The organism is Hymenobacter aerophilus DSM 13606 (assembly GCF_000382225.1).
GTDB lineage: Bacteria > Bacteroidota > Bacteroidia > Cytophagales > Hymenobacteraceae > Hymenobacter > Hymenobacter aerophilus.
Genome location: NZ_KB907826.1, coordinates 1 through 13181 on the forward strand (window position 1 = coordinate 1; position 13181 = coordinate 13181).

Below are 13181 nucleotides of genomic sequence, written 5' to 3' on the forward strand. Positions count from 1 at the left end.
TGGCGCATGGAAAGCGCGTGCTTTTGCATACGCAAGTCAGACAGTGATGCCATAAGTTAACCAAGTTTTTGGTCAACTTTTTCTAGGACGAGACAATCTTCAACATGGCCGCCGGCGAGTCGCCAAACTTGCACAGGGCCTCGCAGTGCTGGCGCAGTTCCGAGAACCGAACGTAACGAATGGTGGCTCCGGCGGCCCGGATAGCGGGACGCGTGAGCTGCGCTTGCACTTCCTTTTCACGGGCATCGGGTACTACCAAATACAAATCGGTTTCGTGCTCGGGCATGGAAAAGGCTAAATCCGTCAGGCGCAGGATGCCGCTGTAGATGCTAGTGCTTTTCTCTACTTCGAAGGCCGCTACTACGCGGCTGGTGCCGGGCGCGAACCACACAATGTCAATCAGGCGAATGGTGCTGGCCACGTCGGCCGGCACGGGTAGTTCGGGGTGCTGGTCGAGGCACAGAAACGAAAGTTTCTGGCCCCCGCAAAGACGGTTGCGGTCGTTGATAGCCGTGGTTACGTCGCAGCCCAGGGCTTTGCCAATCCGCAGTAAGTGGTGCTGCATCTCGGTGTGCTGGTTTTCCTCCTGAACTTCGTTCTGGACTTCTTTGTGGCGCTTCTGGGCCTGCTGCTGGTACTTGTCACGGTCTTCATCGGTGGCAAATTGCTGGTCGCCCACAATCAGCTTCTTAACACCCACGTCGAAGAGCAGGCCGCTCAGAGCGCCATAATCCAGACTCAGATGCTGGCGGTGTTCTTGATTGAGGTCGCGCAGCCGAGCACGCATTCGCAGGTATTCGGACCAGGAGCCAAGCTTGATTTTCTCCCCGAACAAGGCATTGAACCCGTTGACGATGGCCGTGTTGCAGGGCGGCATCAGGGTAGGATGCAGGAAATAGAGGATGCTGGCCACGGCTGGTCCCAGCCCCTTTATTTTGCGACGGTCGAGAATATCGATTTCGCGCAGCAGCTGCTGTTCGGTAGTGGCCGCCAGGCAGCTTTCCAGAAACTGGCCGAAGGCCCGCTTGTTGTCCTCGTGCTCGTAGATGTCGGGGATGCGCAGCTTGGGCTTCCAGTAGAACGGGTGGGCTGCGCCCTGAAACACCTGCTTTTGCTCGCTGATGACGCTGAGCACGAATTCGAGCGAAGTACCCTTGAAATCGTTACCGAAACTGCCGACCTTGATGTCCTTCACCACCTGCTGCACCCCGCGCCGGATGGAGCGGAAGGCCTTCAGCCGGTCCTCGTTGTTGATGAACCACGTATTATAGACGGACTCGGAATCAGCTTTGTAGGACTGGATGAGGGGTGGGAGCGCGGCAGACATAAGAAGACGTAAGACCAATAAAGCAGCTAAGTTGCCTAGAACTCGCGCCCCAACCACTATGCTGCTGGCGTAAGTAGATGCCGACCCCGGTCGGGCCGGCTACATCCGGTGGCCGGGCATCGGCATGCCGGGCATTTCGTCCATGGCTTCCCCCGGCCGCATGGACAAGTCGCCGTAGCGGGCAGCCAGGTAGTAGCCTGCTGCCAGCATCAATACCGTAAGCAGGGTAACGAAGGCCTTGCGCCACCCCGAAACCTGCGCTTCCTCGTTCAGGTTCATGCCCGGAAGCACGGTGCTGTTGTGGCCGGAGTGGGTGGCAGTTGATGCGGTGGGTAGGCTGTTGGAACTTATGCGCATTGTATCCTTATTGTGGTCCATATGCGCTGGAGCGGCTTCTTCTTGTAGCGGGGAGCCACCGTGGCCCAGGGCCCGCTCGGTGCCCATGCCGTGTTTGAGCTTATTTTTGACCAGCCAGTAATTAACCGGATAGGCCACCACCACGCCAACCAGCGTGGCCGCCGACATGGAGGCCCAGAACCAGGGCGAGGTGGCTTCCATGGCCCGCATATCGCTCGTCATCAGAATAACCATGGTAAGTAGCATGCCAGCCATCATGGCGTTCATCGACATCCACTCCGGCAGCAAGGAGGTACGCAATGCTTCGCCATAGCTCACGCCCATCATATCCTTCATAAACAGCGCCTGGAAGATGAGCAGGCCAAAAGCGAATCCAGCCACGTATTCCACCCAGATGTCTACGCCCATCCGCAGGCTGAAAAAGCTGGTGATGACCGCCGCCACGATAATGCCCGTGGCGTCGCCTGCCGCGCAGTGGATGGTGGAGCCCACTGCCTGCTTCCACAGCGGGGCGATGAACTGCTCGTGGGTGCCCGGGGAGGGCTCGCGACAGGAAAACCAGTAAATCAGCAGCCCTACTGGCCCGGTATAAAGCAGGACGAGCACCCAGCCCCATTTCATTACTTTCATCTCCGGAGTGCGCGTAAACAGGTCCCAGGCCACATAGGCAACAGATAACAGCGTGAGCCCAAACCAAATCCAGAGCGCCCAAGCCGGAGCCCAGGGGGTGTCGTGCATGTTCATAGGAGTAGGGATAAGGATGAAAAAAAAAGGCAGCGGCCTGAATTGGTCCGCTGCCTTTTTAAAAGTTAAGCCGGGGCCTAGTAGCCCTTATTCTTGAGCAGCCATTCCTGCATCTCCTTGATTTCCATCATCTGCGAATCAATAATTTCCTGGCCCAAGACTTTGGTTTCCGGGTGGCGGCCCAGGTCCAGGATTGCTTGCGAGGTTTCGATGGCACTCTGGTGATGGTCCTGCATCAGCTGGGCAAAGTCGCGGTCGGTGTTGCCGGTAATGACGCGCAGGTCGTTGGCGCGCATCATTTTCTCCATAGCCATCTTCTGGCGCGCATTGAACGCCGGCACAAGGGGCGTTTCAACCTTATGCCCGGCCAGGAACGTATTGAAGCGGGCAATTTCCGCTTTCTGGGCAGCAATGATGCGTGTCGCCAGGTCGCGCATCTGTGTGTCCTTTCCGTTTTTGAGCTCCTCCTGCGACATGTCAATGGCACCCTGGTGGTGCATGACCATCATCATGGAGTAGTCCTGGTCGGGGTCCTGGGTTCTGGGCATCGCATCCATCATTTTCATCATGTCGTGCATGATGGTCATCATGGTGTTCTGGTCGTGGGCCTGCACTGCCAGGCTATCAGAATCGTCCTTGTTGCACGAAGAGACAGTCAGCGAAACGGAGGCCAGGGCCAGGGCTAACAGAGGAAGGCGGAGTAGCTTTTTCATAAATCAGGTTGGAATGACGATTTTTTGATGGCTAAAACGCAGTGCCTGCAGCCAGGATTTATGTGAACGAACCTGCCGCTTACATAATTTGCGGCTCAAATCAACGAATCCAGCCCGCGGCGGGCGGCGGGGCCGGGGCCAAGCTGCTGGAAGTCGGTCGGCGTTAGGCCGGTTACCTGCCGGAACTGCCGCGAGAGGTGCGCCGGGCTGCTGTAGCCCAGTTGCTGCGCTACTTCGGCCATGCTCATCTCAGCGTAGCTGATGAGCTCCTTGGCCCGCTCCACTTTCTGGCGGATAGTGAACTTCTCAATCGTCAGGCCTTCGGAGGCGGAGAATAAGTGGGACAGGTAGTGGTAGTCCTTCCCCAGGTGCTCGACCAGGTAATCGGAGTAGTTGAGCAGCCGCGGGCTCGGCGGAGGGTAGTGAATCAGGGCGACCAGCAGGGTTTTAATGCGGTCTACCAGCTGGTCCTGGGGGTCTTCCAGCAGCTCGAAGCCTGCCTCGTGTAAGCGGCTCCGGATGGCCGCCCAGTCAGGGGCCGCGCCGTCGGGCGTTGATACGTCGGCTTCGCCCAGCGCCACGCGGTGGACCTGTAGTCCCAGGGCCGCCAGGTCTTCGTCTACCACCCGGATGCACTGGGGGCAGACCATGTTCTTAATCAGCAGCCGGTACGCGCCCGGCGGCGGCAGCACGTGGGCGATACTGACGTCGACTTTCATAGGATGCCGCATTATTTCACCACCAGGCTGCCCCGCAGCATGCCCATTCCGCAGGTGAACGTAAACGTGCCCGCCTTTTCGGGCAGCAGCTCCACCAGCGTGGTTTTGAAGGCCGGCAGGTCGCGGCGGATGCTGAAGTCGGGCATCAGCAGCTCCTCCGAGCAGCTATTCTCCTCGTCGCGGTAGAAGCTGAGCTGCACGGGCTTGCCTTTTTCGACCTCAATAATGTCGGGTGAATAGCCGCCCTTAACGGTGATATCCACCTCCTGCACGCCGCTCGATGAAGAAACGGCGCTGGTCGTCTGGCGGGCCGAGAAGAAGAAGTACCACACGACAAACGCCGCCAGGCCCAAGCCGACGATGGTAACGATGATTTGAGAAGTATCCATGATAGGCGAGAGTTAGTGGTTGTCGAAGGAGCGCAGGCGCAGCGAGTTAGTGAGCACCGAAACCGAGCTGAGGGCCATGGCGGCCGCTGCCAGCATGGGCGAGAGCAGGATGCCAAAGAAGGGGTAGAGCAGCCCGGCCGCCACGGGAATGCCCAGCGTGTTGTAGATAAAGGCGAAAAACAGGTTCTGCTTGATGGTGCGGATGGTCTGACGGCTCAACTCGATGGCCGTGACCACGCCGTTCAAATCGGAGCGCATGAGCGTAATGCCGGCCGCTTCCATGGCCACGTCGGTACCTGAGCCCACGGCCAGGCCAATGTCGGCCTGGGCCAGGGCGGGTGCGTCGTTGATACCGTCGCCGACCATAGCCACGATGCGGCCTTCACCCTGCAGCTCCTTGACCTTGCCGGCCTTGTCGGCCGGAAGTACCTCGGCGAAGTAGCGCGTAATGCCCACCTGGCCCGCCACCTGGGCGGCCGTCTGGGGGTTGTCGCCCGTCATCATCACCACCTCGATGCCCAGGGCCTGGAGCTTTTTGATGGCGGCCACCGACGTGTCGCGCACCGTATCGGCGACGCCCAGCAGGCCCACGGCCTGCCCGGCGACAGCCACATAAAGCACGGTTCGGGCCTGGCTCAGCAGCTGCTCAGCCTGGGCAGTCAGCTCGGGCGATAGGTCAATGCCCTCTTCAGCTAGCAGGCGGCGGTTGCCGATGAGCACGGCCTGGCCATCCACGGTGGCGGCGGCGCCTTTACCTTCCACGGCCCGGAAGTCGGTGGCCGTCATTTTATCCCCGCTCTGGTCGTCGGCGTGGCGCACCACGGCCTCGGCCAGCGGGTGCTCGCTCTGCCGCTCCACGGCGGCCACCACCTGCAACAGGCGCGGAGCGTCCTGGCCAGGCGCCACGAAGTCGGTTACCGCCGGCTCGCCCTTGGTAATAGTACCGGTTTTATCCAGCAGCACGGTGTTTACTTGGTAGGCCTTTTCGAGGGCCTCGGCGTTGCGGATGAGCACGCCATGCTCGGCCCCCTTGCCAGTACTGACCATAATGGCCGTGGGCGTGGCCAGGCCCAGCGCGCAGGGGCAGGCAATAATGAGCACGGCCACGAAGTTGACCAGCGCCAGCGGCAGGCGCGTGTCCGCCGGGGCCAGGTCAAACCACAGCACGAACGTGAGAATGGAAATGACCACCACCGTGGGCACGAAGATGGCGCTGACCTTGTCGGCCAGCCGCTGAATGGGGGCGCGGCTTCCCTGGGCATCTTCCACCAGCTTCACAATCTGCGAAAGCATGGTATCGGCCCCAACTTTGGTTACCTCGAAGCGGAAGGAGCCGGTTTTGTTGAGCGTGGCCCCAAATACGGGGTCGCCGGTTTTCTTTTCTACGGGCAGGCTTTCGCCGGTGAGCATGGCCTCATCCACGGCCGACTGCCCCTCGGTAATGCGGCCATCGGTGGCCACTTTTTCGCCGGGGCGCACCACCACGATGTCGCCGAGCTGCACCTGCTCAATGGGTACATCCGCTTCCTGGCCACCGGAGCGCACCACGCGGGCGGTTTTGGCCTGCAGGCCAATGAGGCTGCGCATGGCGGCCGAGGTCTGCGTTTTGGCCCGCAGCTCCATTACCTTGCCCAGCAGAATAAGGGCAATGATAGTGGCCGTGGTATCGTAGTACACTTCGGGCATCAGGCCCCGGCTGGTGAAGAAATCCGGCACCACGGTAGCAGCCAGACTGTAGAGAAATGCCGCGCCGGTACCCACGGCAATGAGCGTATCCATGTTGGCCGACCGGTGCTTGAAGCCGTTCCAGGCCGACACGTAGAACTCGCGCCCGCTGTAGAGCAGCACGGGCAGCGTGAGTAGGAGCAGGGCGTAATTCAGCAAGGGCATGTTTACCCGCGCCATCATGGCCGGCCAGAGCATCAGCATACTCAGTGGCATGATGATTATGGCCAGGACCGTGGCCACCCAGAAGCGGCGCTTGAGCTTCTGGTAGGCCAGGGCCTTCTGGCGGTCGATTTCGTCGCTACGCTCGGCCGCGCTGGTATCGGGCGCGCGCTCCAGCACGCCATAGCCGGCATTGACCACGGCTTCCTTGAGAGTAGCTGGGCTGGCCTGGCCGGGAACGTATTGGATGGTAGCCTTCTCGGTGGCGAAATTAACCAGCGCGCTCTGCACGCCGGGGGCCCGGCTCAGCGACTTTTCGATGGCCGAGGCGCAGGAGGCGCAGGTCATGCCTTCGATGTCGAGGGTTTCAGTTTTGGTGGCGGGTTCCATGAGTAGTTATGTATAAAACAGGGTAGCAACCTTTTAGCCGGTTGGCCAAGCGTTACCATCCCTCTACAAAGAAACGGCTTACCGCGGCCGGGGTTGGTACTGAATCCGGCCACAGAATAGCATAATTTGACGGATACCCTGAAGAAAACCGTCCTACAGACCAAGGAGGCATTTCTTACCGCTACTCCAGATAAGGCATGCAAAATTGCGGCGGCCACTTGTATAATTTTGTGCTCGGCGGGCAGCCCGCACGCGAGGCCTAACCTGCTAATTGCCAGGCGTAGCCTCAGAATGAACCCTTTGGCGCAATAAATCAGTTAGAATAAGACAAGTAGCATCACCTTCTACTGGCATTACCAGTGGGCAGCCCGTCAGCTTTTTCGGGATATAAGCCTATTTTTGCAGTTGCTTCGTGCTCATTTATGTTCCGTAACCTGTTCCCCTTCCGCCGTTTGCTGGCGACGAGCTTTCTGCTCGTCTTCATCAACGTGTTCGTGGGGCAGTGTGTATGCGCGATAGTGAATCCGGAGCCAGCGATGCAGATGGCAGTGGCGGACCACCCCGTTGCGGCTAAACCAGCGCACCCGGGCTGCCCGGGCCACGGGGCCGTAGCCGAACACTCTACCAAGCCGGACCAGCACCCTGCCAAGTCGGCCGGCAGTCAGGATGACTGCTGCAAGGATAATTCGGCGGCGCTGCTTTCGGCGCTGACGACCCCGGCTCAAAAGGCCCTGTTTACCCCCGCGCCGGCCGTGCTGCCGACAGCCATAGAATTTCATTACCGCCCCTTGGCGGGCAAGTGGGACCAGACGGCTACCGTTGCGCTGGTTCCGCCGCGGCAGCTAAAACCCAAAATTCCGGACATCCGGATTTACATTCAGTCGCTGACTGTCTGATTCTTTCGACGCGCTGAGGCTCGCGCCGGCATAGCTACGCTATGTCCGGGGCGGGCCTTTTCGTTTGCTCGTCCGCGCGGCCTGGCCGCGCCCCTCCTCCCTTATTTCCTGGTTTTACCGCCCCTGCAATGAAGAGTTGTTGTGAGGCGGCCAGTGGCTCGGCCCCGTCGGGGCCAGGTCGCCGCTGGCCCTCCTACCTGCTCTACGCCGTAGTGGCTGCCGCCCTGGGCTTCGTGCTCTGGCAGCAGTGGCAGGCGTAGCCTTCCGGGCCCTGGCCGGGCCCTATTTCCCACCGTTTTCCGCCATTTCCCTCTTTCTATATGAAGCGCCTATTTGTTCCGCTGCTGGCCGTGGTCAGCCTGTTTACCGTTGCCGGCTGCTCATCCGATACAGCTTCGAGCAGTGACACCGTTACCACGCCCACCGAAGGCCCCGCGGCGGGTACCGACGAGCACGCCGGTGGCCACATCTATTCCTGCCCCATGCACCCGGAGGTGACCAGCACCAAGGCGGGCGAAACGTGCCCCAAGTGCGGCATGAACCTGGAGCACACCGACCTGCCCGCCAGCAACGGCAAGACCTACCAGATGAAGTTTACCCCCCAGCCCATGCAGCTGGTAGCCGGGCAACCCGCTAAACTTTCTTTCACCCCCCAGGAAACCGGCAACGAAGCCGCGCCGGTGCCGCTGGCCGTGGTGCACGAGAAGAAGATTCACCTGATTATCGTCAGCAAAGACCTCTCGCAGTTCTACCACGAACACCCCGAGTACACGGCTCAGGGCGACTACCAAGTGGATTACACCTTCCCTAAAGGTGGTGAGTTCGTGCTGTTCCAGGACTACTCGCCCACCGGGGGCGGCCACCAGCTGGGCCGCCAGCCCGTGACGGTGCAGGGGCCGAAATACGCGCCCGTCAAGTTCAAAAACGACGATATGGCCTGGGAGCAGGATGGCTATACGGCCACGCTGGCCTTCGATAAACCACTGAATACCGGCCAGCTGCTGGGCATGAAAATCGTCATCAGCAAAAACGGCCAGCCCGTAACCGACCTCGACAACTACCTGGGCGCGCTGGGCCACGTGGTGGTCATCAGCGAAGACACCGAGCGCTACCTGCACGTGCATCCGAACGACCAGGCCGACAAAGGCCCCGCTATCGGCTTCAACACCAACTTCGAGGCGCCCGGCCTCTACCGCGTGTTCCTGCAGTTCAACCACGCCGGCAAAATCCACACCGGCGACTTTACCATCAATGTAAAAGGCCCGGCCGCCAGCTAGGCGGTTCTTTCGGTCGCGCTTTTTCCCTTCACTAATCCCCTGAACTCATGAAAACCCAAGCATTTCTTTTTGCCCTGCTGTGCTCCGGCACGTTGCTGCTGAGCAGCTGCGACACTAAAACCGCCACGGAAACCGGCGCCGCCACGGAAACCGGCGCGGCCGACGACATGGCCCCGATGGACCACTCGACGATGGACCACTCCACGATGGGCGGCGACTCGCCCCTGAAGGCCTCAATGGATGAGATGATGGCCAAGATGGACGCCATGAAAATGAAGGGTAACACCGACCATGACTTTGCCCACATGATGCTGGAGCACCACAAAGGCGCGGTGGCCATGGCCGAAATCGAGCTGCGCGACGGCAAGGACGCCACTATGCGGCAGATGGCCGAGAGAATTAAGGCCGACCAGCAGCAGGAAATCGGGGAGCTGGAAGCCGTGGCCACCCGCCTCGACAATGCCCCGACCAACTACAAGCCCCAAGACCCGAATGACCCGTTCACGGCCCAGATGAAGACGTCGATGACAACCATGATGCAGAACACGTCGGCTACCGTGGCTAACCCGGACATGAACTTCAATATGATGATGACGACTCACCACCAGAGCGCCATGGATATGGCCAAAGCTGAAGTGACCCACGGCAAAGACAGCAAGCTCAAGGCAATGGCTGAGAAGATGATTGATACTCAGCAGAAGGAAATAGACGCCTTCAAGACCTGGCATGCCCAGAATGCCGACAAAATGTAGCCTTCCGCGCTTCCTGCTTTTTTCTCTCAACCCACTTTTCGTTTTCCCATGAAGATTTCCCAAATCCTGCTCGCCGCCGCCCTCGTGGCCACCGCTTCTTTCTCGGCCCAGGCCCAGCACAGCCACCAGCCCGGCGCAGCCGCGCATGGCAATAAAGCGGCCGGCGAAACCCACGCCCATCAGTCGCCCCACGGGGGTGTAGTCCGGACAGCCGGCGCCTACCATTTGGAGCTGGTGCAGCAGACCGGCGAAGTACACGTGTACCTGCTCGATGGCAAGGAGGCCCCCATGGCCCTCACAGGCACCACCGGCACGGTAATGCTGCTGACCACGGCCGGCAAAACCAGCACGGTAGCCCTGACAACCGCCGGCGACCACCTCGTAGCGCAGGTTCCGGCTGGCATCACCGTACGCACGGCTATTGTCAGCCTGAAAGCCCAGGGCAAGTCGCTTTCGGCCCGCTTTGAGAAGCTGGACGGGGCGGCTAAAACCAGCAAGGCCGCGGGGCCTGCTTACGAGTGCCCCATGCAGTGCGAAGGCAGCGCCAGCGACAAGCCCGGCTCGTGCCCGAAGTGCGGCATGGCCCTCGTGAAAAAGGCGTAGGCGGAGCCTGTTTTTCGGACGCCCGGCGTCCGGAACCTCTCCGTCCCGGGCCGTCTGCTGCTGCAACAGCGGGCGGCCCATCGGCGGATCCTAACCTGACATTATGAAGTATCTAAAAACCCCAAGCGGGGCCAGGGGCATGCTCCTGCTGGCTTTATTGATGGCCCTGTTGCTAGGGCCAGGCCGGGAAGCAGCCCATGCCCAAACCACTATCCGCCTCGATAGCGCCGAAGCCCGGAGCCTGCGCCGCCATCCGCGACTGCGGCAGTCGGACCGCGAGATTGAGGAGCAGCGGGCCCTGAAGCGGGGCTCGTTTGCGCCGGCCAATCCGGATGTGCTGTTTTCGGCGCCCACGGGCGAGCGGTGGGCGCCGGGCGTGGTGCAAACCATTGACCTGCCCAACGTGTACCGGCGGCAGCGCCAGGTAGCGGAGGCGGGCATCGGCCTGGCCGAGCGTAACCGCGAGGTAAGCCGCGCCACGGTGCTGCGCGACACCCGGCTGGCCTACCTGAGCCTGCAGTTTGCAGAGGCCCAGGTCCGGCAGCTCACCTACCAGGACAGCCTGTATCAGGCACTGCGGGTGGCCACCGAGCGACTGTTTACGGCTGGGGAAATCACGTCGCTGCAACGCATCAGTACCGAAGCCGAAGCCCGGCAGGTAGCCGTGCAGCTGCTGCAGGCCTCCGCCGATTTGCGCGCCGCCCGGCGCCGCCTGGGCTTGCTGCTGGGCGAGCCCACAGCCGACTTTATTTCCAGTACCGACCTACGCCGTAGCGGACCCGAGCTGGTGCAAACCGGCGGGGCATTGCTCAGCGTCCTGCCCGCCGAAGACAGCGCGGCCCTGGTGCGCAGCCCCACGCTGGCGGCCGCTACCCAGAACGTGGCCCTGAGCCAGTCGGGTATCAGTCTGGTGCGGGCCCGGCGCACGCCGGCCCTCACGGTGGGGTACCAGAATCAGGCCTTTGAGAACTCGGCGCTCCGCTACCGCTTCCAGTTTGGCGTGTCGGTGCCTGTCTGGTTCTGGACCTACCGCTCGCAGCTGCAGGCGGCCACGGCCCGCAGCGAGGCGGCCGGCTACCAGCTGCAGGCCCAGCGCCTGGAGCTGAGCAGCCTCTACCAGCAGGCGCTGGCCGATACGCGCAAGTTCTCGGCCGCACTGAGCTACTACGAGCAGACCGGCGTGCCGCAGTCGGGCGCCATCATCAGCCAGTCGCAGCGCCTGTTTAGGGCCGGCGAAATCAGCTACCTGGTCCTAATTCAGAGCCTCAACCAGGCCTTTACCATCCAAAATACTTACCTGACCACCATCCGCGACTACCGTCAGGCCCTCATCGAACTTAACTACCTGCGGGGTGAATAACATGAAACAACTCCTGATTTTGCTGCTGGGCCTGTTGCTGCTGAGCGGGACAGCCCGCGCCCACGGGGGCGAGGACCACGGCGACGGCGCCAAAGCGGGCACGGCGGCCGGCGCGACATCGTTTTCCGTGGCGGCGCTCTCGGAACAGTTCGAGGTGCTGCTGCGCTACGAGCCGCTGGAAGGCGGCCAGCCCGCCGACCTGCGCCTGTTCCTCTCCGACTACGCCACCAACGTGCCCATCAAGGGGGCCAAGCTCACGCTCACCACGCCGGAAGACGCCAGCCTGCAGTGGGCCGTAACGGAGCAGGAGCCGGGCATCTACCTGGTCGAAGGCCAGTTTCCGGCCGACAAGACCTACAGTTTCACGGCCAACATCGTGGCCGGCGACAAGGCCGATTTGCTGCTGCTCGAAGGTATTAAGGTGGGGGAGAAACTGCCCGTGGCTACCACGGCTCCGGCGGCCGCCGTCTCGCTTTTTTCCTCCTGGAAAACCATTATGGCCCTGATCGGGGCCTTCGTACTCGGCATCGGCCTGACGGCCCTGCTGCTGCGCCGCCGCCGCCCTGCCGCGCCGGTTTCCACCCCTAATTCTGCCGTTTATGAAAACCAAGCATAAGTTTCTGGCCCTTACGGCTGCCACCGGTCTGGTGCTGAGCGTGCTGCTGCCGCCCCCGGGCCTGGTGCAGGCCCACGGCGGCGAAGACCACGGCGGCGAGGCCAAGGCCAGCACCGGTGTGGCCCTCACCGACGAGGTACTGCTGCCCAAGGAAAGCCAGTTCCTGTTTCAGGTGCAGACCAACCTGGCCGCCTACTCCACTACATACAGCCGGGCCACGCTCTACGGCACGGTGTCGGCGGCGGCGGGCGGCGAGGGCCGCGTGGTGGTGCCCCAGGGCGGCCGTATCGTAAGCCTGGCCGCGCGGGTGGGCCAGCAGGTGCGCGCCGGCCAGACGCTGGCCGTTATCGAGCAGACGCTCGATGCCACCCAGCAAATTGGGCTCAGCACCGAGCGGGCCAACGCCCAGGCCGAGCTGCGCGCGGCCCAGCAGGACTATGCCCGCCTGCAGAGCATTGCCGACATCGCCGCCCGCAAAGACGTGGTGGCGGCCGAGCTGCGCCTGCGCCAGGCCCGCCAGAACGCTGGTATTCAGAACGGCCAGGCGGGCCAGCGCCGCGTCAGCATCAGCGCGCCGGTAAGCGGCACCGTGGACGTGTTCAGCCTCGCCGTGGGCCAGCAGGTCAGCCAGGGCGACGAGCTGTTCCGGGTCATCAACCCCGGCAAGCTGCGGGTAGAAGCCCAGGTATTTGCCCAGGATTTGGCCAAGGTGACGCCGGGGGCCGCTTTCCGGGTGGAGGGTCTGCAGGGCCAGGCGGGCGTGCCGGCCCGGCTCGTGGTGTTCAGCAACGTGGTGAACCCCGTCAATCAGGCCCGCCAGCTGGTGCTGGAGCTGGATGCCACCGAAGGCAGCGCCTACCGGGCCGGCCAGGCCGTGAACGTGCAGGTAGTGGGCCAGACCGGCGGCGGCAAGCCCCAACTGGTGGTGCCCACCTCGGCCATCACCGACCTCAACGGCAAGCCCGTGGTGTTTGTGCACACCGAACCCGAGCGGTTCAAGATTCGCTACGTGCAGCCCGGCGCCGTCAGCGGCGAGCAAACCGTGCTGGTGCAGGGCGAAGTGAATGAAAACGACCGGGTGGTGACGGCCGGTACCTATCAGCTCAAGTCCATCTACCTCAACCAGTAATTTGAAGCTATTAGCTGATGGC

14 protein-coding genes are annotated in these 13181 nt (G+C 61.9%); 8 read left to right on the forward strand and 6 right to left on the reverse strand.

Annotated features, from left to right (window positions below; translation table 11 throughout):
* Window positions 1–82: 82 nt before the first annotated feature.
* The 6 genes from H145_RS0115780 to H145_RS21645 form a co-directional block, all read right to left on the reverse strand.
* Window positions 83–1327: a hypothetical protein gene (locus H145_RS0115780; protein ID WP_019949125.1), complete on the reverse strand. Its 1245-nt coding sequence runs from the start codon at window positions 1325–1327 to the stop codon at window positions 83–85.
* Between the two features lie 99 nt (window positions 1328–1426).
* Window positions 1427–2422 carry a DUF4396 domain-containing protein gene (locus H145_RS0115785; RefSeq protein ID WP_157541678.1) on the reverse strand — a complete coding sequence of 332 codons (996 nt, stop codon included), beginning with the start codon at window positions 2420–2422 and terminating at the stop codon, window positions 1427–1429.
* Between the two features lie 83 nt (window positions 2423–2505).
* Window positions 2506–3141: a DUF305 domain-containing protein gene (locus H145_RS0115790; protein WP_019949127.1), complete on the reverse strand. Its 636-nt coding sequence runs from the start codon at window positions 3139–3141 to the stop codon at window positions 2506–2508.
* A 95-nt stretch (window positions 3142–3236) separates the two neighbouring features.
* Window positions 3237–3860, reverse strand: a complete 624-nt coding sequence (locus H145_RS0115795) for a helix-turn-helix domain-containing protein (protein ID WP_019949128.1) — start codon at window positions 3858–3860, stop codon at window positions 3237–3239.
* A gap of 11 nt (window positions 3861–3871) precedes the next feature.
* Window positions 3872–4249, reverse strand: coding sequence for a cupredoxin domain-containing protein (locus H145_RS0115800; RefSeq protein ID WP_019949129.1), 378 nt, complete (start codon window positions 4247–4249; stop codon window positions 3872–3874).
* Window positions 4250–4261: 12 nt separating this feature from the next.
* Window positions 4262–6526, reverse strand: a complete 2265-nt coding sequence (locus H145_RS21645; protein WP_019949130.1) for a heavy metal translocating P-type ATPase — start codon at window positions 6524–6526, stop codon at window positions 4262–4264.
* Between the two features lie 422 nt (window positions 6527–6948).
* On the opposite strand from H145_RS21645, the gene H145_RS0115810 reads away from it, so the two are divergent.
* From H145_RS0115810 to H145_RS0115840, 8 genes are all read left to right on the forward strand, one after another.
* Window positions 6949–7422 carry a hypothetical protein gene (locus H145_RS0115810; RefSeq protein ID WP_019949131.1) on the forward strand — a complete coding sequence of 158 codons (474 nt, stop codon included), beginning with the start codon at window positions 6949–6951 and terminating at the stop codon, window positions 7420–7422.
* 128 nt (window positions 7423–7550) lie between these two features.
* Window positions 7551–7682 (forward strand): hypothetical protein, encoded by a 132-nt coding sequence (locus tag H145_RS24890; RefSeq protein ID WP_262489237.1) that lies wholly within the window; start codon window positions 7551–7553, stop codon window positions 7680–7682.
* A 60-nt stretch (window positions 7683–7742) separates the two neighbouring features.
* Window positions 7743–8699, forward strand: coding sequence for a heavy metal-binding domain-containing protein (locus tag H145_RS22965; protein ID WP_019949132.1), 957 nt, complete (start codon window positions 7743–7745; stop codon window positions 8697–8699).
* Between the two features lie 47 nt (window positions 8700–8746).
* The gene (locus tag H145_RS0115820) at window positions 8747–9451 is read left to right on the forward strand and encodes a DUF305 domain-containing protein (RefSeq protein ID WP_019949133.1); all 705 of its coding nucleotides are present in this window, start codon (window positions 8747–8749) and stop codon (window positions 9449–9451) included.
* A gap of 48 nt (window positions 9452–9499) precedes the next feature.
* Window positions 9500–10054, forward strand: a complete 555-nt coding sequence (locus H145_RS22970; protein ID WP_019949134.1) for a heavy metal-binding domain-containing protein — start codon at window positions 9500–9502, stop codon at window positions 10052–10054.
* A gap of 160 nt (window positions 10055–10214) precedes the next feature.
* Complete coding sequence (locus H145_RS0115830; RefSeq protein ID WP_169513204.1) at window positions 10215–11414, forward strand: TolC family protein; 1200 nt, start codon at window positions 10215–10217, stop codon at window positions 11412–11414.
* A gap of 1 nt (window position 11415) precedes the next feature.
* Window positions 11416–12030 (forward strand): hypothetical protein, encoded by a 615-nt coding sequence (locus tag H145_RS0115835; protein WP_019949136.1) that lies wholly within the window; start codon window positions 11416–11418, stop codon window positions 12028–12030.
* Window positions 12014–13159: an efflux RND transporter periplasmic adaptor subunit gene (locus H145_RS0115840; protein WP_019949137.1), complete on the forward strand. Its 1146-nt coding sequence runs from the start codon at window positions 12014–12016 to the stop codon at window positions 13157–13159. Before H145_RS0115835 ends, H145_RS0115840 begins: the two co-directional genes overlap by 17 nt.
* Window positions 13160–13181 lie beyond the last annotated feature (22 nt).